Consider the following 24391-nt stretch of genomic DNA (forward strand, 5'->3'; position numbering starts at 1 on the left):
ACTATGAGTCTGAATTTCCTTGATTTCGAACAGCCGATTGCTGAGCTGGAAGCGAAAATCGATTCTCTGACAGCGGTAAGCCGTCAGGATGAAAAACTGGATATTAACATCGACGAAGAAGTGCATCGTCTGCGTGAAAAAAGCGTAGAGCTGACGCGCAAAATCTTTGCCGATCTCGGCGCATGGCAGATCGCCCAGCTGGCGCGTCATCCACAGCGTCCGTACACCCTGGATTATGTCCGCCTGGCGTTTGACGAATTTGACGAACTGGCAGGCGATCGCGCATACGCTGACGACAAAGCTATCGTCGGCGGTATCGCGCGTCTGGACGGACGCCCGGTGATGATCATTGGTCATCAGAAAGGGCGTGAAACCAAAGAGAAAATCCGTCGTAACTTCGGTATGCCTGCACCTGAAGGCTACCGCAAGGCCCTGCGTCTGATGGAGATGGCTGAGCGTTTCAACATGCCAATCATCACCTTCATCGACACCCCGGGTGCATACCCTGGCGTGGGCGCGGAAGAGCGCGGTCAGTCTGAAGCCATCGCCCGTAACCTGCGTGAGATGTCCCGCCTGAAGGTGCCGGTCATCTGTACCGTCATCGGTGAAGGTGGTTCAGGTGGTGCGCTGGCCATTGGCGTGGGCGATAAAGTGAATATGCTGCAGTACAGCACCTATTCCGTTATCTCTCCGGAAGGCTGTGCGTCCATTCTGTGGAAAAGCGCTGATAAAGCGCCGCTGGCCGCAGAAGCGATGGGCATCATTGCACCACGTCTGAAAGAGCTGAAGCTGATCGATACCGTGATCCCGGAACCGCTGGGTGGCGCGCATCGTAAGCCGGAAGTGATGGCTGCTTCCCTGAAAGCCCAGCTGCTGGCTGACCTGGCCGATCTGGACGTCCTGAGCAAAGAAGACCTGCTCAACCGTCGTTATCAGCGTCTGATGACTTACGGCTACGCGTAAGCTTCACAATTATCTGAAAAGCCGCACAATGTTGCGGCTTTTTTTATACCCGCCGTTTACCTTAACTATGCTTAGCTAATGTTTTTCAAGGAGGTAGACCGTGAACATCATTGCCATTATGGGGCCGCACGGCGTCTTTTATAAAGACGAGCCCATCAAGGAGCTGGAGCAAGCCCTTCAGTCGCGCGGGTATCAGCTCATCTGGCCGCACAACAGCGCCGACCTGCTGAAGTTTATTGAGCATAACCCGCGAATCTGTGGCGTGATCTTCGACTGGGACGAATACGATCTGGAGCTGTGCAGCGAGATCAACAAGCTGAACGAATATCTCCCGCTGTATGCGTTTATCAATACCCACTCGACCATGGACGTCAGCGCGCATGATATGCGGATGGCGCTGTGGTTCTTTGAATATTCTCTCGGCGTGGCGGAAGATATCGCGACCCGCATTCAGCAGTACACGGGTGAATACCTCGATAACATTACGCCGCCCTTTACCCGCGCGCTTTTTACCTATGTGAAAGAGGGGAAATACACCTTCTGCACGCCAGGGCATATGGCCGGAACAGCCTATCAAAAAAGCCCGGTAGGCTGTCTGTTCTATGATTTTTTCGGGGGCAACACGCTGAAAGCGGACGTGTCAATTTCGGTCACGGAACTGGGCTCTCTGCTGGATCATACCGGCCCGCATCTGGAGGCCGAGGAGTATATTGCCCGCACCTTTGGCGCTGAGCAGAGCTATATGGTGACCAACGGCACCTCGACCTCGAACAAAATCGTCGGGATGTACGCTGCGCCTGCGGGCAGCACGCTGCTGATTGACCGCAACTGCCATAAATCGCTGGCGCACCTGCTGATGATGAGCGACGTGGTGCCGCTCTGGTTATCCCCTACGCGTAACGCGCTGGGGATTCTCGGCGGCATTCCACGCCGGGAGTTCACGCATCAAACCATTGAAAAGAAAGTTGCGGCGATCCCTGGCGCAAGCTGGCCTGTTCATGCGGTGATCACCAATTCCACCTATGACGGCCTGTTATACAACACCAACTGGATCAAGCAGACGCTGGACGTGCCGTCGATCCACTTCGATTCTGCGTGGGTGCCTTATACCAATTTTCACCCGATTTATTCGGGTAAGAGCGGGATGAGCGGCGAGCGCGTGCCGGGCAAAGTGTTCTTCGAAACGCAATCGACCCACAAAATGCTGGCCGCCTTTTCCCAGGCGTCTCTTATTCACATCAAAGGCGAGTACGACGAGGATACCTTCAACGAAGCCTTTATGATGCATACCACCACCTCACCGAGCTATCCGCTGGTGGCATCTATCGAAACCGCGGCGGCGATGCTGCGCGGCAACCCGGGTAAACGCCTGATAAACCGCTCGGTGGAGCGGGCGCTGCATTTCCGTAAAGAGGTCCAGCGGCTGAAAGATGAGGCAGACGGCTGGTTCTTTGATATCTGGCAGCCGGAAGAGATCGACGAGGCCGAGTGCTGGCCCGTTGCGCCTGGGGAGAGCTGGCACGGCTTCCGCGATGCCGATGCGGACCACATGTTCCTCGATCCGGTTAAGGTGACGATCCTGACGCCAGGCATGGACGAGCAGGGTGTAATGGGTGATGAAGGTATTCCCGCCGCGCTGGTGGCGAAGTTCCTTGATGAGCGCGGCGTGGTAGTGGAGAAGACCGGCCCCTATAATTTGTTGTTCCTGTTCAGTATCGGGATCGATAAAACCCGGGCAATGGGTCTGCTGCGCGGGCTGATGGAGTTTAAGCGTGCCTACGATCTCAACCTGCGGGTGAAGAACATGCTGCCGGATCTCTACGCGGAAGATCCTGACTTCTACCGCAATATGCGCATTCAGGATCTGGCCCAGGGGATCCACAGATTGATCCGCCAGCACGATCTGCCGCGCCTCATGCTTCAGGCGTTTGACGTCCTGCCTGACATGAAGCTGACGCCTCACAAGGCCTGGCAGCGGCAGGTAAAAAGTGAGGTAGAAACCGTTGAGCTGGAAAATCTGGTCGGGCGCGTGTCGGCCAATATGATTCTGCCTTACCCACCGGGTGTACCGCTGCTGATGCCGGGGGAAATGATCACCGAGGAGAGCCGGGCAGTGCTCGATTTTCTGCTGATGCTCTGTTCGGTGGGGCGTCACTATCCGGGTTTCGAGACGGATATTCACGGTGCGAAGCGCGATGAGCACGGCGTTTACTGGGTGCGAGTCCTAAAATAAGGGTGACCGCTTGCCAGGTGCGGGTTCTCGGTTGTAACGTTCAGACATCATAAAAAGGAGAAGCTATGCTGGGTTTAAAAGCGGTTCACCATATTGCGATCATTGCTACCGATTACGCGAAAAGTAAGGCCTTCTATTGTGACATTCTTGGCTTTACGCTGTTGAGCGAGGCCTACCGCGAGGAGCGAGACTCCTGGAAGGGGGATCTCGCTTTAAACGGGCAATATGTGATTGAGCTGTTCTCTTTTCCCTTCCCGCCTGCGCGCCCGTCGCGCCCGGAAGCCTGTGGACTGCGCCATCTTGCCTTCAGCGTTGATGACCTGGATAACGCAGTAAAACATCTGGAAGCGCACGGCGTGACGTGTGAACCGATCCGTGTCGATCCCTTCACCGACAAGCGTTTTACCTTTTTTAACGACCCGGATGGTTTGCCGCTGGAGCTTTACCAGCAGTAATGTTTGTCCTGTGTGATAATGCCCGCTCAGTTCGGGCATTTTTTATGTGTAATTTCCTATGACCTTACCCGCTATCGCACAAGCTGTTTCACCGTACCGCCAGCTGCTGGTGGGGTTTAGCGGTGGCCTGGATTCCACCGTTCTGCTCCATCGCCTGAAACGCTGGCGCGACCGGGAGCCTGACATCCAGCTTCGGGCTATGCACATCCATCATGGATTAAGTCCTCACGCTGAGGAGTGGGTGGCGCACTGTGAAGCCTTGTGTGCGGCCTGGGCGATCCCGTTCATCGTTGAGCGCGTCACGCTCATTGATGAGGGGAAGGGCATCGAGGCACAGGCGCGGAAAGCCCGCTATGCCGCTTTTTCCGCGGCATTACTTCCTGGCGAAGCGCTGGTAACGGCTCAGCATCTGGACGATCAGTGCGAAACTTTTTTGCTGGCGCTTAAGCGGGGAAGCGGACCGGCGGGGCTGTCCGCCATGCCTGCACGATCTGAGTTTGCCGGGACGCAATTGCTGCGCCCGCTGCTGGGCGAGACGCGGGCGTCGCTGGAAGCCTGGGCGCGGGAATATCAGCTGAACTGGATAGAAGACGAGAGTAACCAGGACGACAGTTACGATCGTAATTTCCTGCGCCTGCGCATCCTACCGCTGTTGAGCGAGCGCTGGCCGCATTTCGCCGACGCGACAGCGAGAAGCGCCATGCTGTGTGCTGAACAGGAATTGTTGCTGGATGAACTGTTGAGTGCGGATCTGGCTGACCTGATTTCTGAAGACGGAGCACTGGCGATAGCGCCCCTGGAGGCGATGAGCCCGGTGCGTCGCGCCGCACTGTTACGCCGCTGGCTGGCTACTCATCATGCAGCGATGCCGTCGCGGGCGATGCTGAGCCGGATCTGGGACGAAGTCGCGCAGGCGCGGGAAGATGCTTCCCCCTGCGTGTATCTGAATGGTTTTGAGGTCAGGCGCTATAAAGGCAAACTCTGGTGGATCAAATCCACGCCTTCACTGACCGAGGTGGTACTCGACTGGGCGTCGCCAGAGGTACCGCTGATATTGCCCTGTGATGCAGGGAGCGTCTCTTTGAGCCCGTCCGGTCATGTGCGTCTGCCGAAGCCTGGTGAGCCGGTAACCGTACGCTTCAAGGCTGGTGGTTTGCTGCATATTGTCGGGCGCAACGGGGGACGGAAGCTTAAGAAGATATGGCAGGAGTGCAGCGTGCCGCCGTGGCGACGTGATACCACGCCACTGCTGTTTTACGGTGAAACGTTGATGGCTGCTGCCGGGGTTTTCATCACGGAAGAGGGATGGTCAGAAGAAGGGGTCAGTTTTGATTGGCAGAAAGTGTAACGGGCAGCCAGGCTGCCCGTAAGTGTCATCAGGATTCGCTCACCACGACGGTGCCGATTTGCGGGTGGCTGAAGCTGGCTATTTTATCCAGACGTAGCTCACGCGTTGCACTGCCGTCTTCAACAACCAGATATTCCACGTTCTTACGTGAAACCAGATCGCTGGCTTTTGCCTTCAATACTTCGCCATCTTTTAGCTCCAGCGTCAGTATTAAATGATGCTGGCAGGCGAGTTCGAGGTTGTCATAGTCATCACAATTGATGGGTTGATAAGTATCATTCATCGACATAATCGCTCACCAGTAAATTCGCCGCAGCGTACGCTGCTTTTTCCCTGACCGACTCTGAAAGGCTCTCATCAGAGGCCACTTCATTAAGCACTTTCAATACACAGCCCAACGCGTCCGGGACATACCCCAGATCTCCGCTGGCGATTTCCGCATACCGTTTGCGAATTAACTCACAATAATTATTCACATCCCCTCCCGCCAGCGCACTGACTTACTGTGAGATATCATTAAGCCTACGAAGATAAACTCGGTTTAGCAAGGTGACTATACCATACTCATTTAAGCAATATCAGCGCCTTGACAGGTGTGATTTATCACCGCGTGACAGCCTTTTGCCTCTGTTTTCGCTACAATGTGCCCCTGATTCGAATGGAGTTCTCTCATGGCGCTTAAAGCGACAATTTATAAAGCAGTGGTCAATGTGGCCGATCTTGATCGCAACCAGTTTCTGGATGCGTCGCTGACGCTGGCGCGCCACCCCTCCGAAACCCAGGAGCGTATGATGCTGCGCCTGCTGGCGTGGATTAAATACGCCAACGAGCGGCTGCAGTTTACCCGCGGCTTAAGTGCAGAGGACGAGCCAGAAGCCTGGCTGCGAAACGATCATCTGGGCATCGACCTGTGGATCGAGCTCGGTCTGCCGGACGAGCGTCGGATTAAAAAGGCCTGTACCCAGTCCGCTGAAGTGGCGTTATTCGCCTATAACCAGCGCGCGGCGGAGATCTGGTGGCAACAAAACAAGAATAAATGTGCGCAGTATAAAAATCTCACCGTCTGGTATCTGGATGATGAACAGCTGGCGCAGCTCAGTGAGTTTGCCGGCCGGACGATGGCCCTGCAGGCAACCATTCAGGACGGTGCCATCTGGCTCTCTGATTCTCAGAATAATCTGGAAATTCATTTGACGGCCTGGCAGCCTGCGTCATGATTGTTTTGTCCCGAAACGTCAGCATCCCTGATAATGAGCTGGAGATCACCGCCATCCGTGCTCAGGGGGCGGGTGGACAGCACGTCAATAAGGCGTCAACGGCGATCCATTTGCGTTTTGACATTCGGGCATCAAGCCTGCCAGAGTATTATAAAGAGAGTCTGCTTGCTGCCAGCCATCATCTGATCACCAGCGAAGGTGTGATTGTGATTAAAGCCCAGGAGTACCGCAGCCAGGAGTTAAACCGGGAAGCGGCGATAGCCAGGCTGGTGGCCGTTATTAAAGAATTAACAGCAGTACAAAAAAGCCGCCGGGCAACGCGGCCAACCCGCGCATCGAAAGAGCGTCGGTTGTCCTCGAAAGCCCAAAAATCCACAGTGAAAGCACTACGCGGTAAAGTTCGTCGCCCGATGGAGTGACGAAAGGGAACACACTTTTCATAAGGAATTCATTGTGAAAAAAGCATTATTTTCAGCGCTGGCAGTGAGTACGCTGTTTGCGCTTTTCGGGTGTAACAACCGTTCTGAAACGCAGGTTTTGCAGCCCTCGCAGAATGAAGCGTTAAAGCCTATGCAGCAGAGCTGGCGCGGCGTATTGCCTTGTGCAGACTGTGAAGGCATCGAAACGTCCCTGTTCCTGCAAAAAGACGGCACCTGGGTTATGAACCAGCGTTATCAGGGCGCTAAAGAACCCTCTTCGTTTGCGACCTACGGAACCTGGGCGCGTACAGCGGAAAAGCTGGTCCTGACGGATACCACGGGTGAGAAAACGTATTTCCGCGCCAAAGGTGAGGGGATGGAGATGCTCGACCGCGAGGGCAACCCGATTGAATCCCAGTTCAACTATACGCTTGCGCCGGTGAAAGCGGCTCTGCCTGCTACGCCGATGCCAATGCGGGGTATGTATTTCTATATGGCGGATGCGGCGATCTTTACCGACTGTGCAACGGGTAAGAAAGTCAGCGTGGCGAACAACGCGCAGCTTGAACGTGATTACGCCGTGGCGCGTGGCAATGACAGCAAGCCGGTATTGCTGACCGTAGATGGTCACTTTACGCTGGAGCCAAACCCGGATAGCGGAGAGAGCGTGAAAACGCTGGTGGTGGATAAAGAGGCGAAATTTATCGCAGGCAAAGACTGTAACAGTCAATAAGCTGACGATTATCCATTAAAAAACCCCGCCTGAGCGGGGTTTTTTGTTTAGCCTTTGATGGCTTTCACCAGGTAATCAAGAATATCGCCTGTCTTGATCATCTGTTTCTCGCCGCTACGACGGTATTTGTATTCGATCTCATCGCTGTCGAGGTTACGGTCACCGATGACCACCGTGTGTGGAATACCAATCAGTTCCATATCGGCGAACATCACGCCCGGACGCTCTTTACGGTCATCCATCAGCACTTCGATACCCTGAGCACGCAGCTCGGCGTACAGCTTCTCAGCCAGCTCCTGCACACGGTAGGATTTGTGCATGTTCATTGGCAGAATCGCAACCTGGAACGGAGCGATATTGTCCGGCCAGACGATACCACGCTCGTCGTAGTTCTGTTCAATGGCCGCCGCGACCACACGAGTGACCCCGATACCGTAGCAGCCCATGGTCAGGATCTGGTTACGGCCATCTTCACCCTGAACGGCGGCGTTCAGTGCGCGAGAGTATTTGTCACCCAGCTGGAAGATGTGACCGACTTCGATACCGCGCTTAATCATCAGGGTGCCCTGACCGTCCGGACTTGGATCGCCTGCGACCACGTTACGGATGTCTGCCACTTCAGGCGTCGCCACGTCGCGATCCCAGTTAATACCGAAGTAGTGTTTACCGTCGATGTTAGCACCGGCGGAGAAGTCGCTCATCGCAGCAACTGTGCGGTCAATAACAACCGGAACCGGCATATTAACCGGGCCGAGAGAGCCAGGACCTGCATTGACCACGGCACGGATTTCCGCTTCTGTTGCAAACGTCAGCGGGCTCGCGACCTGCGGCAGCTTCTCTGCTTTCACTTCGTTCAGCTCGTGATCGCCACGCACCAGCAGGGCAACCAGCGGGTAAGCGCTGCCTTCGGTAGATTTCACCAGCAGCGTTTTGACGGTTTTTTCAATCGGCAGACCAAACTGCTCAACCAGCTCAGCAATGGTTTTCGCGTTTGGCGTATCAACCAGCGTCATCTCCTGCGTTGCAGCGCCGCGTGGTTCTTTTGGTGCCAGCGCTTCTGCAAATTCGATGTTCGCGGCGTAATCTGAAGAGTCCGAGAAGATCACATCGTCTTCACCGCTCTGCGCCAGTACCTGGAATTCATGGGATGCGTTACCACCGATGGAGCCGGTATCAGCCTGCACAGCGCGGAAATCCAGACCCATGCGGGAGAAGATTTTGCTGTATGCCTCGTACATTTTGTCGTAGGTCTCTTGCAGCGATTCCTGAGAGGTATGGAAAGAATAAGCATCTTTCATCAGGAATTCGCGGGAGCGCATCACCCCGAAACGAGGACGAACTTCATCACGGAACTTGGTCTGAATCTGGAAGAAGTTCAGCGGCAGCTGTTTGTAAGAGCTCAGCTCGTTACGGATCAGGTCGGTAATGACCTCTTCATGCGTTGGGCCGAGAACGAATGGACGCTCGCCGCGATCGACGAAGCGCAGCAGCTCTGGGCCATATTGTTCCCAACGGCCGCTCTCCTGCCACAGGTCAGCGGGCTGCACCACAGGCATGGACACCTCGATAGCACCGGCGTTGTTCATCTCTTCACGCACGATGTTTTCGACTTTTTTCAGGACGCGCACGCCGGTCGGCAGCCAGGTATATAACCCGGAGGCCAGCTTGCGGATCATCCCGGCGCGCAGCATCAGCTGATGGCTGATCACTTCGGCGTCGGCAGGCGTCTCCTTCAGAGTGGAGAGCAGATATTGGCTAGTACGCATGTTGTTACGGTTCCATTTCGACGATTGGAACAGGCTGAAACACCAGCCTGACACAAAAAAAGTGGTTTAGTTTACCAGTGTGGCAAAGATGCCAAAAGAGAGGAGAACAAAATTACCTGGGTTCAAGGGCAAACACTTCAAAACCTGCCCCGGTGACGCGCCAGCGCACGTTAAAATCCAGCAGCCAGACGGCGTATGTTTTTCCTGCTTCCTCTTCTTTACGGTAGGCTGGACGGGGGTCCTGTGCCAGCACTTCGGTGATGAAATTCCGCAAACGAGGATAGCGCTTCTCCATCTGGCTAAGCTGCGAGGCGATCTCAGGGGTAAAAGAGACAGGCATATCCGCCTGCGGTGCATCCTGAGCATAACTTGCGCGCGCGTCCGGGAGCGCTTCCGCGAAGGGCAAATAGGGTTTGATGTCGATAACCGGCGTGCCGTCCACCAGGTCCAGACTGCCTAATTCCAGTATCACCCGATCTTTCTGACAACGTATGCCTTTCAGTTCAACCAACGACATCCCGATCGGGTTTGGACGGAAGGTCGAGCGAGTCGCAAATACGCCCATTCGCGCATTTCCACCCAGACGAGGAGGGCGCACGGTTGGTCGCCAGCCGCCTTCCATCGTCTGATGAAAGACAAATACCACCCATAAATGGCTAAATGCCTCAAGCCCGCGTACCGCATCGGCCTGGTTGTAAGGCGCCAGAAGATGAAGCTCGCCCCCGCCGCTGGTCACCAGACCCGGCTGGCGAGGCACGGCGAACTTCTCTTTATAGGGAGAGTGGATAACGCCTATCTGCTCAAACTGAAATGCACTCATTTCGCCGTAATGTTCAGCGCAGAACCGATGCAAACCGCCTGACGATAGCAGCCCGGCGTGCCGCTGGTGACTTCACAGCTGTGCAGCAGAACCGCGTTGGCTTTCATTTTGGCAGCGTTAATCTGCATGCGTTTACGCGCTGTCGGGATATTCGGCGGAGAGTCCTGATTGGTTGCCTGACAGGATTCACCGCTTACTTCACCCAGTTCACGGAACGGTTTACCGACGAGTTCGTCAGCTTTCGTGATAATGCGAACCGGCGCAGGGCGAACCACTTTCGGTTTCGCAGGCTCTGTTTTTGGCGGGGTTGCCGTGCTTTGAACAGGTTCAACAGGAGATCTGCTTAGCATAGAACAGCCGCTCAGCATGAGTGCTAAAAGACAGATCGGTAAAGCACGCATAATAATTCCTCAATGGATAATCAAAACGTCAGATATTGAATCAGTTGACTGCACAAATGACAAGACGGGCATAAGCCCGTCCTGATGATATTACACTGAGGTGAGATTACCAGCCTTTAACCGCGCCACCGTTAAACACTTTGTTGGCTTCCTGGTAAACTTCGTCAGACTGATAAGCCTGTACGAACTTCTTCACGTTTTCCGCGTCTTTGTTGTCTTCGCGAGTCACGATCAGGTTAACGTACGGGGAGTCTTTATCTTCAACGAAGATACCGTCTTTCGCTGGCGTCAGGCCAATCTGGCTGGCGTAAGTGGTGTTGATAACGGCCAGAGCAATCTGCGCATCGTCCAGAGAACGTGGCAGCTGTGGGGCTTCCAGCTCAACAATTTTCAGATTTTTCGGGTTCTCGGTGACATCCAGAACGGTTGGCAGCAGGCCAACACCGTCTTTCAGTTTGATCAGGCCCACTTTCTGCAGCAGCAGCAGGGAACGACCGAGGTTGGTTGGGTCGTTAGGCACCGCAACCTGAGAGCCCGGCTGCAGTTCGTCCAGTGATTTAATTTTCTTGGAGTAACCGGCAATCGGATAAACGAAGGTGTTACCGACACCTACCAGCTTATAGCCACGATCTTTGATCTGCTGATCCAGGTAAGGCTTATGCTGGAAGGCGTTAGCGTCGATATCGCCTTTGCTCAGCGCTTCGTTTGGCAGAACGTAATCGTTGAAGGTCACCAGCTCAACGTCCAGGCCGTATTTCTCTTTCGCCACTTTCTGGGCAACTTCAGCAACCTGCTGTTCTGCACCAACGATAACGCCCACTTTGATGTGGTTTGGATCTTTTTCGTCCTGACCGCAACCCACCAGTGCCAGAGAGCCAATAAGCGCGCCTACTGCTGCAAAGGTCTTTAATTTAAACGCCATGTTTTATCCTTAACTCGTCGAGTTTGTGTTGTGTGTAACGTTATTTGTGAGTAACAGCCCGGACGATGCGATCGCCAGAGAACTGGATTAAGTAAACCAGCACAACCAGCAATACCAGAACGGTATTCATTACGGTAGCGTTATAACCAATATAGCCGTACTGGTAGCCAATCTGGCCTAAACCGCCGGCACCTACGGCACCGCCCATCGCGGAATACCCCACCAGAGTAATAAGCGTAATCGTGGCCGCGTTCACCAGGCCTGGCAGTGCTTCAGGCAGCAGTACCTTGCGGACGATCTGCATAGGTGTTGCGCCCATCGCACGAGAGGCCTCGATCAAACCCGTCGGGATCTCCAGCAGGGCGTTTTCCACCATACGGGCGATAAACGGCGCAGCGCCGACCGTCAACGGAACAATGGCCGCCTGCAGACCGATTGACGTACCAACGATCACGCGGGTAAATGGAATCATCCACACCAGCAGAATAATGAACGGGATGGAACGGAAGATGTTAACCAGTGCAGAGAGCGTACGGTAGAGCTTCGCGTTCTCAATGATTTGACCCGGACGCGTGACATACAGCAGTACGCCGACCGGCAGGCCAATCACAAAACCAAAGAAACCCGATACGAAGGTCATTGCCAGCGTTTCCCAAACGCCGCGAACCAGCAGCCACATCATCGGCTCAGACATAACCCAGTACCTCTACTTTTACGTGGTGTTCTTGCAGCCAGGCGATTGCCGCCTGGGTTTCTTCTTGTGTGCCGTGCATTTCCGTCAGCATGATGCCGAACTTCACGCCACCGGCGTAATCCATCTGGGCGCTGATAATGTTGTTGTTCACGTTAAAGCGACGCGCGGTTTCGGAAAGCAGAGGGGCATCAACGGACTGACCGGTGAACTCCATGCGCAGCATTGGGACACTGTCTGCCGCGGGTTCAGTTTTCAAACGCTCCAGATAATCTTCCGGAATATCCAGGTGCAGCGTCGACTGAATGAACTGCTGCGCCAGCGGGGTCTTCGGATGGGAGAATACTTCGCTGACGGTATCCTGCTCAATCAGTTCACCGTTGCTGATGACCGCCACGCAGTCGCAGATGCGTTTCACCACATCCATCTCGTGCGTAATAAGGAGGATCGTCAGGCCGAGGCGACGGTTAATGTCTTTCAGCAGTTCCAGAATAGAACGCGTGGTAGCCGGATCCAGTGCGCTGGTCGCTTCATCACACAGCAATACCTTAGGATTGCTAGCCAGTGCGCGGGCAATCGCCACACGCTGCTTTTGACCACCAGACAGATTTGCCGGGTAGCTGTCATGTTTGTCACCCAGACCCACGAGGTCGAGCAGTTCGGTAACGCGACGCTTCACTTCTTCTTTCGGTGTGTTGTCCAGCTCCAGCGGCAAGGCGACGTTGCCGAAAACGGTGCGGGAAGCCAGCAGGTTGAAGTGCTGGAAGATCATGCCAATCTGACGACGCGCTTTGGTGAGTTCTTTCTCTGAAAGAGCGGTAAGTTCCTGGCCGCCAACTTCTACGTTACCCTGGGTTGGGCGCTCAAGCAGGTTAACACAACGGATCAGCGTGCTTTTACCTGCACCCGATGCGCCAATGACGCCATAAATTTGACCAGCAGGAACATGCAGGCTGACATTGTTCAGCGCCTGAATGGTTCGGTTCCCCTGCTGGAACACTTTGGTGATATTGGAAAGTTTAATCATTAGATTATTTTTATCGTATGTAAGTTAGCCGTGGCATTTTGTTCTGCCAGATACGGGTGATGACCGTAAACAAAACGGATGTTAAGGCATCCAGACGTCTAAATCAATCCAACTCTGTACGATGAGCACTTTATTGCGCTGCGTTTCATGAGATACTAGCTCAACAGGCCTTTTTCAGGAGCAAACCGGTGGCAAAATCAGTACCCGCAATTTTTCTCGATCGTGATGGCACTATTAATGTGGATCACGGTTATGTCCATGAGATTGATGAGTTCGAATTTATCGAAGGCGTTATAGAGGCAATGCGCCAGCTGAAAGAGATGGGCTACGCGCTGGTGGTCGTAACGAACCAGTCTGGTATTGCGCGCGGTAAATTCACCGAAGCGCAATTCGAGACGCTGACAGAATGGATGGACTGGTCACTGGCGGATCGCGGGGTCGATCTTGATGGCATTTATTATTGCCCACACCACCCTCAGGGAACCGTAGAAGCGTATCGCCAGACCTGTGATTGCCGTAAACCGCATCCGGGAATGTTTATCTCCGCGCAAGAGTTTCTGCACATCGATATGGCCGCTTCTTATATGGTGGGCGATAAACTGGAAGATATGCAGGCAGCTGCAGCTGCAGGTGTGGGGACCAAAATATTAGTGCGCACGGGTAAGCCTGTTACGCCAGAAGCTGAAAATGCCGCGGATTGGGTGATTAATAGCCTGGCCGATCTGCCAAAAGAGATTAAAAAGCACCAAAAATAGCCGTTCTGGTGAAAAGGTGAGCGGTCGAAATAAAAATGCATATTTCCACTTGTCATTCCTCGGCAGCTCCCTATAATGCGCCTCCATCGACACGGCAGATGTGAATCACTTCACAGACAACCCGGTCGGTTGAAGAGAAAAAATCCTGAAATAACGGGTTGACTCTGAAAGAGGAAAGCGTAATATACGCCACCTCGCAACGGTGAGCGAAAGCCGCGTTGCACTGCTCTTTAACAATTTATCAGACAATCTGTGTGGGCACTCAAAGTGACATGGATTCTTAACGTCGCAAGACGAAAAATGAATACCAAGTCTCTGAGTGAACATACGTAATTCATTACGAAGTTTAATTCACGAGCATCAAACTTAAATTGAAGAGTTTGATCATGGCTCAGATTGAACGCTGGCGGCAGGCCTAACACATGCAAGTCGAACGGTAGCACAGAGAGCTTGCTCTCGGGTGACGAGTGGCGGACGGGTGAGTAATGTCTGGGAAACTGCCTGATGGAGGGGGATAACTACTGGAAACGGTAGCTAATACCGCATAACGTCGCAAGACCAAAGAGGGGGACCTTCGGGCCTCTTGCCATCAGATGTGCCCAGATGGGATTAGCTAGTAGGTGGGGTAACGGCTCACCTAGGCGACGATCCCTAGCTGGTCTGAGAGGATGACCAGCCACACTGGAACTGAGACACGGTCCAGACTCCTACGGGAGGCAGCAGTGGGGAATATTGCACAATGGGCGCAAGCCTGATGCAGCCATGCCGCGTGTATGAAGAAGGCCTTCGGGTTGTAAAGTACTTTCAGCGGGGAGGAAGGTGTTGTGGTTAATAACCGCAGCAATTGACGTTACCCGCAGAAGAAGCACCGGCTAACTCCGTGCCAGCAGCCGCGGTAATACGGAGGGTGCAAGCGTTAATCGGAATTACTGGGCGTAAAGCGCACGCAGGCGGTCTGTCAAGTCGGATGTGAAATCCCCGGGCTCAACCTGGGAACTGCATTCGAAACTGGCAGGCTAGAGTCTTGTAGAGGGGGGTAGAATTCCAGGTGTAGCGGTGAAATGCGTAGAGATCTGGAGGAATACCGGTGGCGAAGGCGGCCCCCTGGACAAAGACTGACGCTCAGGTGCGAAAGCGTGGGGAGCAAACAGGATTAGATACCCTGGTAGTCCACGCCGTAAACGATGTCGACTTGGAGGTTGTGCCCTTGAGGCGTGGCTTCCGGAGCTAACGCGTTAAGTCGACCGCCTGGGGAGTACGGCCGCAAGGTTAAAACTCAAATGAATTGACGGGGGCCCGCACAAGCGGTGGAGCATGTGGTTTAATTCGATGCAACGCGAAGAACCTTACCTACTCTTGACATCCAGAGAACTTAGCAGAGATGCTTTGGTGCCTTCGGGAACTCTGAGACAGGTGCTGCATGGCTGTCGTCAGCTCGTGTTGTGAAATGTTGGGTTAAGTCCCGCAACGAGCGCAACCCTTATCCTTTGTTGCCAGCGGTTAGGCCGGGAACTCAAAGGAGACTGCCAGTGATAAACTGGAGGAAGGTGGGGATGACGTCAAGTCATCATGGCCCTTACGAGTAGGGCTACACACGTGCTACAATGGCGCATACAAAGAGAAGCGACCTCGCGAGAGCAAGCGGACCTCATAAAGTGCGTCGTAGTCCGGATTGGAGTCTGCAACTCGACTCCATGAAGTCGGAATCGCTAGTAATCGTAGATCAGAATGCTACGGTGAATACGTTCCCGGGCCTTGTACACACCGCCCGTCACACCATGGGAGTGGGTTGCAAAAGAAGTAGGTAGCTTAACCTTCGGGAGGGCGCTTACCACTTTGTGATTCATGACTGGGGTGAAGTCGTAACAAGGTAACCGTAGGGGAACCTGCGGTTGGATCACCTCCTTACCTTAAAGAACCTGCCTTTGTAGTGCTCACACAGATTGTCTGATGAAAAAACAGCAGTAAAAATCTCTGCAGGCTTGTAGCTCAGGTGGTTAGAGCGCACCCCTGATAAGGGTGAGGTCGGTGGTTCAAGTCCACTCAGGCCTACCAAATTTTTGCTGATGCTGCGTTGCGGCGACACTCACATACTTAAGTATGCTTCGTGTCACCACGCCTTGCCTCAACAAAAATTACCGGTACAGAGGTTGGCAAAACGATGGGGCTATAGCTCAGCTGGGAGAGCGCCTGCTTTGCACGCAGGAGGTCTGCGGTTCGATCCCGCATAGCTCCACCATCTTTTACTGCGAACACAAGAAAACTTCAGAGTGAACCTGAAAAGGTGCACTGCGAAGTTTTGCTCTTTAAAAATCTGGATCAAGCTGAAAATTGAAACGACACACATGTTATGTGTGTTCGAGTCTCTCAAATTTTCGCAAACCGATGATGAATCGAAAGAAACATCTTCGGGTTGTGAGGTTAAGCGACTAAGCGTACACGGTGGATGCCCTGGCAGTCAGAGGCGATGAAGGACGTGCTAATCTGCGAAAAGCGCCGGCGAGGTGATATGAACCTTTGACCCGGCGATGTCCGAATGGGGAAACCCAGTGTGATTCGTCACACTATCGTTAACTGAATACATAGGTTAACGAGGCGAACCGGGGGAACTGAAACATCTAAGTACCCCGAGGAAAAGAAATCAACCGAGATTCCCCCAGTAGCGGCGAGCGAACGGGGAGCAGCCCGGAGTCTGAATCAGCTTGTGTGTTAGTGGAACGGTCTGGAAAGTCCGACGGTACAGGGTGATAGTCCCGTACACGAAAATGCACAGGTTGTGAACTCGAAGAGTAGGGCGGGACACGTGGTATCCTGTCTGAATATGGGGGGACCATCCTCCAAGGCTAAATACTCCTGACTGACCGATAGTGAACCAGTACCGTGAGGGAAAGGCGAAAAGAACCCCGGCGAGGGGAGTGAAAAAGAACCTGAAACCGTGTACGTACAAGCAGTGGGAGCCTACTTGTTAGGTGACTGCGTACCTTTTGTATAATGGGTCAGCGACTTATATTCTGTAGCAAGGTTAACCGAATAGGGGAGCCGAAGGGAAACCGAGTCTTAACTGGGCGTTAAGTTGCAGGGTATAGACCCGAAACCCGGTGATCTAGCCATGGGCAGGTTGAAGGTTGGGTAACACTAACTGGAGGACCGAACCGACTAATGTTGAAAAATTAGCGGATGACCTGTGGCTGGGGGTGAAAGGCCAATCAAACCGGGAGATAGCTGGTTCTCCCCGAAAGCTATTTAGGTAGCGCCTCGTGAACTCATCTTCGGGGGTAGAGCACTGTTTCGGCTAGGGGGCCATCCCGGCTTACCAACCCGATGCAAACTACGAATACCGAAGAATGTTATCACGGGAGACACACGGCGGGTGCTAACGTCCGTCGTGAAGAGGGAAACAACCCAGACCGCCAGCTAAGGTCCCAAAGTCATGGTTAAGTGGGAAACGATGTGGGAAGGCACAGACAGCCAGGATGTTGGCTTAGAAGCAGCCATCATTTAAAGAAAGCGTAATAGCTCACTGGTCGAGTCGGCCTGCGCGGAAGATGTAACGGGGCTAAACCATGCACCGAAGCTGCGGCAGCGACGCTTATGCGTTGTTGGGTAGGGGAGCGTTCTGTAAGCCGTTGAAGGTGGCCTGTGAGGGTTGCTGGAGGTATCAGAAGTGCGAATGCTGACATAAGTAACGATAAAGCGGGTGAAAAGCCCGCTCGCCGGAAGACCAAGGGTTCCTGTCCAACGTTAATCGGGGCAGGGTGAGTCGACCCCTAAGGCGAGGCCGAAAGGCGTAGTCGATGGGAAACAGGTTAATATTCCTGTACTTGGTGTTACTGCGAAGGGGGGACGGAGAAGGCTATGTTAGCCGGGCGACGGTTGTCCCGGTTTAAGCATGTAGGCGGAGGTTCCAGGTAAATCCGGTACCTTTTTAACGCTGAGGTGTGATGACGAGGCACTACGGTGCTGAAGTAACAAATGCCCTGCTTCCAGGAAAAGCCTCTAAGCATCAGGTAACACGAAATCGTACCCCAAACCGACACAGGTGGTCAGGTAGAGAATACCAAGGCGCTTGAGAGAACTCGGGTGAAGGAACTAGGCAAAATGGTGCCGTAACTTCGGGAGAAGGCACGCTGATATGTAGGTGAAGCCCCTGCGGGTGGAGCTGAAATCAGTCGAAGATACCAGCTGGCTGCAACTGTTTATTAAAAACACAGCACTGTGCAAACACGAAAGTGGACGTATACGGTGTGACGCCTGCCCGGTGCCGGAAGGTTAATTGATGGGGTTAGCGGTAACGCGAAGCTCTTGATCGAAGCCCCGGTAAACGGCGGCCGTAACTATAACGGTCCTAAGGTAGCGAAATTCCTTGTCGGGTAAGTTCCGACCTGCACGAATGGCGTAATGATGGCCAGGCTGTCTCCACCCGAGACTCAGTGAAATTGAACTCGCTGTGAAGATGCAGTGTACCCGCGGCAAGACGGAAAGACCCCGTGAACCTTTACTATAGCTTGACACTGAACACTGGTCCTTGATGTGTAGGATAGGTGGGAGGCTTTGAAGCGTGGACGCCAGTCTGCGTGGAGCCGACCTTGAAATACCACCCTTTAATGGCTGGTGTTCTAACGTAGACCCGTAATCCGGGTTGCGGACAGTGTCTGGTGGGTAGTTTGACTGGGGCGGTCTCCTCCCAAAGAGTAACGGAGGAGCACGAAGGTTAGCTAATCCTGGTCGGACATCAGGAGGTTAGTGCAATGGCATAAGCTAGCTTGACTGCGAGAGTGACGGCTCGAGCAGGTGCGAAAGCAGGTCATAGTGATCCGGTGGTTCTGAATGGAAGGGCCATCGCTCAACGGATAAAAGGTACTCCGGGGATAACAGGCTGATACCGCCCAAGAGTTCATATCGACGGCGGTGTTTGGCACCTCGATGTCGGCTCATCACATCCTGGGGCTGAAGTAGGTCCCAAGGGTATGGCTGTTCGCCATTTAAAGTGGTACGCGAGCTGGGTTTAGAACGTCGTGAGACAGTTCGGTCCCTATCTGCCGTGGGCGCTGGAGAATTGAGGGGGGCTGCTCCTAGTACGAGAGGACCGGAGTGGACGCATCACTGGTGTTCGGGTTGTCATGCCAATGGCACTGCCCGGTAGCTAAATGCGGAAGAGATAAGTGCTGAAAGCATCTAAGCACGAAACTTGCCCCGAGATGAGTTCTCCCTGAGACTATAAGTCTCCTGAAGGAACGTTGAAGACGACGACGTTGATAGGTCGGGTGTGTAAGCGCAGCGATGCGTTGAGCTAACCGATACTAATGAACCGTGAGGCTTAACCTTACAACGCCGAAGCTGTTTTGGCGGTGAGAGACGATTTTCAGCCTGATACAGATTACAGAATTTGCCTGGCGGCTTTAGCGCGGTGGTCCCACCTGACCCCATGCCGAACTCAGAAGTGAAACGCCGTAGCGCCGATGGTAGTGTGGGGTCTCCCCATGTGAGAGTAGGGAACTGCCAGGCATCAAATTAAGTAGTAAGCCGGTGCATAAATCCGGTGGTTACAAGCAGTCTTCGGTGGAGCGGTAGTTCAGTCGGTTAGAATACCTGCCTGTCACGCAGGGGGTCGCGGGTTCGAGTCCCGTCCGTTCCGCCACTTATTGAAAGCCCTGAGTTAACGCTCAGGGCTTTTTTCTTATCTGCTGTTTAATTATTGCGAAATGAGCAAAAATCCTCTGCGTTTTACGATCTTTTTCAATATAACAACGCCAGCGATAATCCTCCTCAGTTTACGAACATAATGATTGAGGAATACTATGACTCTCCCTGCATTTGGTCTGGGCACTTTCCGCCTGAAAGACGACGTTGTTATCGCATCTGTTAAAACGGCACTCGAGTTAGGCTATCGCGCAATTGATACGGCACAGAACTATGAAAATGAAGCTGCCGTTGGACAGGCCATTGAAGAGAGTGGCGTACCGCGTAACGAGATATTCATCACCACCAAAATCTGGATTGAAAACCTCAGCAAAGACAAACTGATCCCGAGCCTGAAAGAGAGTCTGAAAAAGCTGCGTACTGACTACGTGGATCTGACGCTGATCCACTGGCCATCACCAAACGATGCCGTTTCTGTAGAAGAGTTCATGCAGGCGCTGATGGAAGCGAAAAAGCAGGGACTAACGCGTGAAATCGGTATTTCAAACTTCACCATTCCGCTGATGGAAAAAGCCATTGCCGCAGTAGGTACAGAAAATATCGCGACCAACCAGATTGAACTTTCACCTTACCTGCAAAACCATAAAGTCGTGGACTGGGCAAAGCAGCACGGTATCCACATCACGTCATACATGACGCTGGCTTATGGTAAGGCACTGAAAGATGAGGCGATTATACGTATTGCTGAAAAACATAACGCGACCCCGGCACAGGTCATTCTGGCATGGGCAATGGGCGAAGGTTATGCCGTGATCCCATCGTCAACCAAACGTGTAAACCTGGCCAGCAACCTGTCAGCGGTCGACCTTCATCTGGATGATGACGATAAAAAAGCGATCGCAGCACTGGAGTGCAACGATCGCCTGGTCAGCCCGGAAGGTTTAGCGCCTGACTGGGATTAAGTTTCACTAACCCTCTGTCACCTTAACCCTCATACAGCTCCTCCGGGAGCTGTCTTTATATGTTCACTCAGGAAGTCAATAAAAGCACGAATCCGCGTACTCACCGCTCTGTCACTGTAATACACTGCGCTAAAAGGCATCTCGACCGGCAAACGTTTATCCGCCATCAGTTCCACCAGTTCACCTCGTGCAATCTCCTTATCTATCATATAGTCAGACAGGCACGCGATGCCGTTCCCTTCAAGACACAGTTGCTTTAGCGTTTCTCCACTGTTTGACGATAACCCACTGGTAATTTCATGAAGCTGACCATCACGACAGGCGACAGGCCAGGTGTTCAGTGATACCGGTTCCGTAAAGCCCAGACAAAGATGCTGCTTCAACTCTTCAACGGTCTCCGGTTTACCGTGCTCAGCAATGTACTGCGGCGACGCGATAATTTTTCGGTAGCTGGCAAACAGCGGGCGGGCGCGCAAGCTTGAATCGGTCAGTGTACCGGCCCGGATAGCCACATCCACTTTACGCTCGATGAGGTTGATAAACGTCTCTGATGAGACCAAAGAAAGCGTCATCTCCGGATAGCGTTCACGAAAAGGTTTGATCAGCGGCATCAGAAAGTACAGTACTACCGGCGTGGCCGCATCAATGCGCAGCAATCCCCGCGGCGTGCTGCGGCTTTCCATAATTTCTGTCTCAGCTGCAGCCATCTCCTGCAGCACCGACTGCACGCGGCGGAAATAACGCTCTCCTTCTTCCGTCAGGCTCAGTTGCCGCGTCGTCCGGTTGAGCAGGCTCACCCCAAGCTTCATCTCCAGCTTTTTCACTGAGCGGCTGATGGCCGAGTTAGCCTGTCCCAGCTGTTCGGCTGCCCGGCTAAAGCTACCGCTTTCAACAACGGCGACAAAGATTGTCAGCTCTTCTGACGTTGCTTTCATTGTTGCACCACCTGCAAAATTCTATTGATATTTTGACCATTTTTGTTATTTAAGCACTGGCGCATACTGCCTGTCATCTTAATCCTGATGATACGGAGTATTTTATGCCACTGGCGCTACTTGCCCTGACGATCAGTGCCTTTGCAATTGGCACGACCGAATTTGTTATCGTGGGACTGGTTCCCACCATTGCTAACCAGCTTGCGATCTCGCTGCCTTCCGCCGGATTGCTGGTGTCAATCTACGCCCTGGGCGTCGCCGTCGGTGCGCCTGTGCTGACGGCTCTGACCGGACGTTTTCCGCGTAAGCAGCTGTTAGTTGCGTTGATGGTGTTGTTCACCGCCGGTAACATTCTGGCCTGGCAGGCACCGGACTACACCACCCTGGTAATTGCCCGTCTGTTGACCGGCCTTGCACACGGCGTGTTCTTCTCAATTGGTTCCACTATTGCAACCAGCCTGGTCCCCAAAGAGAAAGCAGCCTCAGCTATTGCGATCATGTTTGGTGGACTGACCGTCGCACTCGTTACGGGTGTGCCGCTAGGCACGTTTATCGGACAGCACTTCGGCTGGCGTGAGACGTTTCTGGCCGTCTCCTTATTGGGGGTTATTGCCCTTGTTGCTAGCCTGCTGCTGGTACCGTCGACTATTCCAGGCCGGGCCAGCGCCAGCCTGAGCGATCAGCTAAAGGTGCTTACCCATCCGCGTTTGCTGATCATCTACGCGGTCACGGCTCTGGGCTATGGAGGCGTATTTACCGCCTTCACCTTCCTGGCACCGATGATGCAGGACCTGGCAGGCTTCTCCCCGAGTGCCGTGAGCTGGATTTTGCTGGGATACGGTATTTCCGTGGCGATTGGCAATATCTGGGGCGGCAAGCTTGCAGATAAACATGGTGCGGTTCCGGCGCTGAAATTTATCTTCGCCGCCCTGGTGGTTCTGCTGTTGATATTCCAGTTCACGGCGTCCATGCAATACGCCGCACTGATCACGGTACTGGTAATGGGTGTCTTCGCTTTTGGCAACGTGCCCGGGCTTCAGGTTTATGTTGTTCAGAAAGCGGAGCTCTATACGCCAAACGCCGTGGATGTGGCATCCGGACTGAACATTGCCGCGTTCAATATTGGGATCGCGCTGGGCTCCATTATTGGCGGACAAACCGTCGAACACTTTGGATTAACCCAGACTCCCTGGATTGGTGCGGTGATCGTCCTTGTCGCTTTCCTGCTGATAGGGCTGAGTGGCCGCCTCGATAAACCTACTCGCGTAGCACTGGGATAACATCAGTAAGTGCTTGCTTACAAAACTGGAAAGCGGTTTCTCAGAAATTGCGTTGAAAGTGTGACCTAAAGTCCCTATAACATTAGAACCAGTCCGTTTTCGGGCTGGTTCATGTTACAGAGGCCGTTTCCAAAAGTGCGAAAAAATACCTATGCCATGCGTTATGTTGCCGGAATGCCCGCGGAGAGGATCTTGCCTCCGGGGTCGTTTGCGAGCATAAGCCAGGCATTACCCGCAGGGACACCGTTAAGCAGCGATGACAAAATTCGGGTACTGGTCTGGAATATCTTTAAGCAGCAGCGTGCGGAGTGGTTATCGGTACTCAAGAATTTTGGTAAAGATGCTCATCTGGTTCTGCTTCAGGAGGCGCAAACCACACCTGAACTGGTTCGGTTTGCCACAACGAACTATCTTGCTGCCGACCAGGTGCCGGCGTTTGTCCTGCCGCAACATCCTTCAGGCGTGATGACCCTCTCTTCAGCACACCCGGTTTACTGCTGCCCGCTGCGTGAGCGCGAGCCTATACTGCGTCTGGCGAAATCGGCGCTGGTGACCGTCTATCCGCTGCCGGATACCCGGATGCTGATGGTGGTGAACATCCACGCGGTAAATTTCAGCCTGGGCGTGGATGTGTACAGTAAGCAGTTACTTCCCATTGGCGATCAAATTGCCCACCACAGCGGGCCTATCATTATGGCCGGTGATTTCAATGCCTGGAGTCGTCCGCGCATGAATGCGCTGTATCGCTTTGCGCGTGAAATGTCTCTGCGTGAAGTCCGTTTTAGTGACGATCAGCGTAAAAAAGCCTTTGGTCGACCTCTCGATTTTGTCTTCTATCGTGGTCTGAGCGTGCATGATGCCTCTGTTCTGGTCACGCGCGCCTCCGATCACAACCCTCTACTAGTCGAATTCAGTCCCGGCAAACCTGATAAATAATGGTGTGTCAGGTCTGCCGTGGGGCAGGCCTGCGCGGGTGCTGCCCTTTTATTTTTAACCAACAAAGGACAGTACGATGACAACAACACACTCCCATCATGACAACGTAGAAAAACAGTTTGGCTCCCAGGCAAATGCCTATCTGACCAGCGCCGTGCATGCTTCAGGTCGTGACCTGCTGCGTCTCGGCGAACGTCTGGCAGCATTCCCGCAGGCGCACGTGCTGGATTTAGGCTGTGGGGCAGGGCATGCCAGCTTTACGGCTGCGCAGCAGGTGGCGAAGGTCACCGCGTATGACTTATCCAGTCAGATGCTGGATGTTATTGCTGAGGCGGCGAAGGCGAAAGGGTTGAGCAACGTGGATACGCGCCAGGGGTACGCCGAGTCCTTACCGTTTGATGATGCCTCGTTTGAGGTGGTGATTAGCCGTTATTCCGCGCACCACTGGCATGATGTCGGCCAGGCGTTACGTGAAGTCAAACGTGTCCTGAAGCCGGGCGGGATCTTCATTATTATGGATGTGATGTCTCCCGGGCATCCGGTGCGCGATATCTGGCTGCAGACAGTAGAAGCGCTGCGTGATACTTCCCATGTACAAAACTACTCCAGCGGAGAGTGGTTATCGCTTATCACTGAAGCGGGGTTGATTACCCGAACGTTAACAACAGACCGTTTGCCGCTGGAATACCCTTCGTGGATTGCCCGTATGCGTACCCCGGAAGCATTAAGTCAGGCGATTCGCCTCTATCAGGAGAGTGCCTCTGCTGAGGTAAAAGCGTACTTTGAATTGCAGGAGGATGGATCGTTTACCAGCGATACCATCATGGCTGAAGCGCAAAAAGCGGGATAAACAAAAAAGGCACCGAGGGGAATCGGTGCCTTTTTATC

Annotated in this window: 21 protein-coding genes, 3 tRNA genes and 3 rRNA genes; 18 read left to right on the top strand and 9 right to left on the bottom strand. The window is 53.5% G+C overall.

From position 1 onward, the window contains the following. The first annotated feature begins 3 nt into the window (after positions 1-3). The 4 genes from accA (at position 4) to tilS (ending at position 4999) form a co-directional block, all read left to right on the top strand. Positions 4-963, top strand: a complete 960-nt coding sequence (gene accA / locus BFV64_RS03915) for an acetyl-CoA carboxylase carboxyl transferase subunit alpha (RefSeq protein WP_013095666.1) — start codon at positions 4-6, stop codon at positions 961-963. A gap of 100 nt (positions 964-1063) precedes the next feature. Next, complete coding sequence (locus tag BFV64_RS03920; protein ID WP_045134607.1) at positions 1064-3196, top strand: lysine decarboxylase LdcC; 2133 nt, start codon at positions 1064-1066, stop codon at positions 3194-3196. A 65-nt stretch (positions 3197-3261) separates the two neighbouring features. Beyond that, on the top strand, positions 3262-3651 hold the full coding sequence (locus BFV64_RS03925; RefSeq protein WP_014882642.1) for a VOC family protein: 390 nt from the start codon (positions 3262-3264) through the stop codon (positions 3649-3651). 58 nt (positions 3652-3709) lie between these two features. Continuing rightward, positions 3710-4999, top strand: a complete 1290-nt coding sequence (gene tilS, locus BFV64_RS03930) for a tRNA lysidine(34) synthetase TilS (RefSeq protein ID WP_045134608.1) — start codon at positions 3710-3712, stop codon at positions 4997-4999. A 28-nt stretch (positions 5000-5027) separates the two neighbouring features. Here the strand turns inward: tilS and rof are convergent, their stop codons facing one another. Next, complete coding sequence (rof, locus tag BFV64_RS03935) at positions 5028-5288, bottom strand: Rho-binding antiterminator (RefSeq protein ID WP_014882644.1); 261 nt, start codon at positions 5286-5288, stop codon at positions 5028-5030. Further along, complete coding sequence (locus BFV64_RS03940) at positions 5275-5475, bottom strand: YaeP family protein (protein WP_008501889.1); 201 nt, start codon at positions 5473-5475, stop codon at positions 5275-5277. Before BFV64_RS03940 ends, rof begins: the two co-directional genes overlap by 14 nt. Positions 5476-5670: 195 nt before the next feature. Between BFV64_RS03940 and BFV64_RS03945 the strand changes: the two genes are divergently transcribed. Genes BFV64_RS03945 through nlpE form a run of 3 tightly spaced genes read left to right on the top strand, consistent with a single transcriptional unit; the run spans position 5671 to position 7368 of the window. Continuing rightward, positions 5671-6216, top strand: a complete 546-nt coding sequence (locus BFV64_RS03945; RefSeq protein ID WP_045134609.1) for a YaeQ family protein — start codon at positions 5671-5673, stop codon at positions 6214-6216. After that, on the top strand, positions 6213-6635 hold the full coding sequence (arfB, locus tag BFV64_RS03950) for an alternative ribosome rescue aminoacyl-tRNA hydrolase ArfB (protein ID WP_014882646.1): 423 nt from the start codon (positions 6213-6215) through the stop codon (positions 6633-6635). The genes BFV64_RS03945 and arfB overlap by 4 nt, the downstream gene beginning before the upstream one ends. A gap of 34 nt (positions 6636-6669) precedes the next feature. Beyond that, positions 6670-7368, top strand: coding sequence for an envelope stress response activation lipoprotein NlpE (nlpE, locus tag BFV64_RS03955; RefSeq protein ID WP_023339028.1), 699 nt, complete (start codon positions 6670-6672; stop codon positions 7366-7368). A gap of 47 nt (positions 7369-7415) precedes the next feature. Here the strand turns inward: nlpE and proS are convergent, their stop codons facing one another. From proS to metN, 6 genes are all read right to left on the bottom strand, one after another. Continuing rightward, a complete protein-coding gene (gene proS, locus BFV64_RS03960) occupies positions 7416-9134 on the bottom strand; it encodes a proline--tRNA ligase (RefSeq protein ID WP_069601714.1) in 1719 nt (572 codons plus the stop codon). A 112-nt stretch (positions 9135-9246) separates the two neighbouring features. Then, complete coding sequence (tsaA, locus tag BFV64_RS03965; protein ID WP_014882649.1) at positions 9247-9954, bottom strand: tRNA (N6-threonylcarbamoyladenosine(37)-N6)-methyltransferase TrmO; 708 nt, start codon at positions 9952-9954, stop codon at positions 9247-9249. Next, a complete protein-coding gene (gene rcsF, locus BFV64_RS03970; RefSeq protein ID WP_008501883.1) occupies positions 9951-10355 on the bottom strand; it encodes an Rcs stress response system protein RcsF in 405 nt (134 codons plus the stop codon). Before rcsF ends, tsaA begins: the two co-directional genes overlap by 4 nt. A gap of 106 nt (positions 10356-10461) precedes the next feature. Next, positions 10462-11277, bottom strand: a complete 816-nt coding sequence (metQ, locus tag BFV64_RS03975) for a methionine ABC transporter substrate-binding lipoprotein MetQ (protein WP_014168729.1) — start codon at positions 11275-11277, stop codon at positions 10462-10464. Positions 11278-11317: 40 nt separating this feature from the next. Then, positions 11318-11971 (bottom strand): methionine ABC transporter permease MetI, encoded by a 654-nt coding sequence (locus BFV64_RS03980; RefSeq protein WP_003856130.1) that lies wholly within the window; start codon positions 11969-11971, stop codon positions 11318-11320. Continuing rightward, positions 11964-12995, bottom strand: coding sequence for a methionine ABC transporter ATP-binding protein MetN (metN, locus tag BFV64_RS03985; protein WP_023332146.1), 1032 nt, complete (start codon positions 12993-12995; stop codon positions 11964-11966). Before metN ends, BFV64_RS03980 begins: the two co-directional genes overlap by 8 nt. 188 nt (positions 12996-13183) lie before the next feature. On the opposite strand from metN, the gene gmhB reads away from it, so the two are divergent. The 8 genes from gmhB to dkgB all read left to right on the top strand — a co-directional run bounded on the left by gmhB (position 13184) and on the right by dkgB (position 20352). Beyond that, positions 13184-13750, top strand: a complete 567-nt coding sequence (gene gmhB, locus BFV64_RS03990) for a D-glycero-beta-D-manno-heptose 1,7-bisphosphate 7-phosphatase (RefSeq protein WP_014882651.1) — start codon at positions 13184-13186, stop codon at positions 13748-13750. 368 nt (positions 13751-14118) lie between these two features. Beyond that, positions 14119-15658, top strand: a 16S ribosomal RNA gene (locus BFV64_RS03995). Positions 15659-15728: 70 nt separating this feature from the next. Then, positions 15729-15805, top strand: a tRNA-Ile gene (locus tag BFV64_RS04000). A gap of 108 nt (positions 15806-15913) precedes the next feature. Further along, a tRNA-Ala gene (locus tag BFV64_RS04005) sits at positions 15914-15989 on the top strand. Between the two features lie 180 nt (positions 15990-16169). Then, positions 16170-19075, top strand: a 23S ribosomal RNA gene (locus tag BFV64_RS04010). Between the two features lie 64 nt (positions 19076-19139). Then, a 5S ribosomal RNA gene (gene rrf / locus BFV64_RS04015) occupies positions 19140-19255 on the top strand. The 16S, 23S and 5S rRNA genes sit together here with 3 tRNA genes alongside, the layout of an rRNA operon. 56 nt (positions 19256-19311) lie before the next feature. Then, positions 19312-19388, top strand: a tRNA-Asp gene (locus BFV64_RS04020). 160 nt (positions 19389-19548) lie between these two features. Then, positions 19549-20352 carry a 2,5-didehydrogluconate reductase DkgB gene (gene dkgB, locus BFV64_RS04025; RefSeq protein ID WP_069601715.1) on the top strand — a complete coding sequence of 268 codons (804 nt, stop codon included), beginning with the start codon at positions 19549-19551 and terminating at the stop codon, positions 20350-20352. Between the two features lie 29 nt (positions 20353-20381). Here the strand turns inward: dkgB and yafC are convergent, their stop codons facing one another. Beyond that, complete coding sequence (gene yafC, locus BFV64_RS04030; RefSeq protein WP_069601716.1) at positions 20382-21287, bottom strand: DNA-binding transcriptional regulator YafC; 906 nt, start codon at positions 21285-21287, stop codon at positions 20382-20384. Between the two features lie 104 nt (positions 21288-21391). Here yafC and BFV64_RS04035 point away from each other — a divergent pair, with 104 nt between their 5' ends. From BFV64_RS04035 to BFV64_RS04045, 3 genes are all read left to right on the top strand, one after another. Continuing rightward, positions 21392-22567, top strand: coding sequence for an MFS transporter (locus BFV64_RS04035; RefSeq protein ID WP_023332149.1), 1176 nt, complete (start codon positions 21392-21394; stop codon positions 22565-22567). A gap of 135 nt (positions 22568-22702) precedes the next feature. After that, positions 22703-23503, top strand: coding sequence for an endonuclease/exonuclease/phosphatase family protein (locus BFV64_RS04040; protein WP_014882655.1), 801 nt, complete (start codon positions 22703-22705; stop codon positions 23501-23503). A 76-nt stretch (positions 23504-23579) separates the two neighbouring features. Beyond that, positions 23580-24353, top strand: a complete 774-nt coding sequence (locus tag BFV64_RS04045; RefSeq protein WP_045134674.1) for a class I SAM-dependent methyltransferase — start codon at positions 23580-23582, stop codon at positions 24351-24353. Positions 24354-24391 lie beyond the last annotated feature (38 nt).

Source organism: Enterobacter kobei (assembly GCF_001729765.1).
GTDB lineage: Bacteria > Pseudomonadota > Gammaproteobacteria > Enterobacterales > Enterobacteriaceae > Enterobacter > Enterobacter kobei.

Excerpts from the sequence above, each read along its gene's own strand:
- metQ (WP_014168729.1), bottom strand. The coding sequence starts at position 11,277 with ATGGCGTTTAAATTAAAGACCTTTGCAGCAGTAGGCGCGCTTATTGGC.
- BFV64_RS04035 (WP_023332149.1), top strand. The coding sequence starts at position 21,392 with ATGCCACTGGCGCTACTTGCCCTGACGATCAGTGCCTTTGCAATTGGC.
- BFV64_RS03945 (WP_045134609.1), top strand. The coding sequence starts at position 5,671 with ATGGCGCTTAAAGCGACAATTTATAAAGCAGTGGTCAATGTGGCCGAT.
- tilS (WP_045134608.1), top strand. The coding sequence starts at position 3,710 with ATGACCTTACCCGCTATCGCACAAGCTGTTTCACCGTACCGCCAGCTG.
- arfB (WP_014882646.1), top strand. The coding sequence starts at position 6,213 with ATGATTGTTTTGTCCCGAAACGTCAGCATCCCTGATAATGAGCTGGAG.
- yafC (WP_069601716.1), bottom strand. The coding sequence starts at position 21,287 with ATGAAAGCAACGTCAGAAGAGCTGACAATCTTTGTCGCCGTTGTTGAA.
- accA (WP_013095666.1), top strand. The coding sequence starts at position 4 with ATGAGTCTGAATTTCCTTGATTTCGAACAGCCGATTGCTGAGCTGGAA.
- rcsF (WP_008501883.1), bottom strand. The coding sequence starts at position 10,355 with ATGCGTGCTTTACCGATCTGTCTTTTAGCACTCATGCTGAGCGGCTGT.
- dkgB (WP_069601715.1), top strand. The coding sequence starts at position 19,549 with ATGACTCTCCCTGCATTTGGTCTGGGCACTTTCCGCCTGAAAGACGAC.
- metN (WP_023332146.1), bottom strand. The coding sequence starts at position 12,995 with ATGATTAAACTTTCCAATATCACCAAAGTGTTCCAGCAGGGGAACCGA.
- BFV64_RS04045 (WP_045134674.1), top strand. The coding sequence starts at position 23,580 with ATGACAACAACACACTCCCATCATGACAACGTAGAAAAACAGTTTGGC.
- BFV64_RS03980 (WP_003856130.1), bottom strand. The coding sequence starts at position 11,971 with ATGTCTGAGCCGATGATGTGGCTGCTGGTTCGCGGCGTTTGGGAAACG.
- BFV64_RS03925 (WP_014882642.1), top strand. The coding sequence starts at position 3,262 with ATGCTGGGTTTAAAAGCGGTTCACCATATTGCGATCATTGCTACCGAT.
- proS (WP_069601714.1), bottom strand. The coding sequence starts at position 9,134 with ATGCGTACTAGCCAATATCTGCTCTCCACTCTGAAGGAGACGCCTGCC.
- rof (WP_014882644.1), bottom strand. The coding sequence starts at position 5,288 with ATGTCGATGAATGATACTTATCAACCCATCAATTGTGATGACTATGAC.
- tsaA (WP_014882649.1), bottom strand. The coding sequence starts at position 9,954 with ATGAGTGCATTTCAGTTTGAGCAGATAGGCGTTATCCACTCTCCCTAT.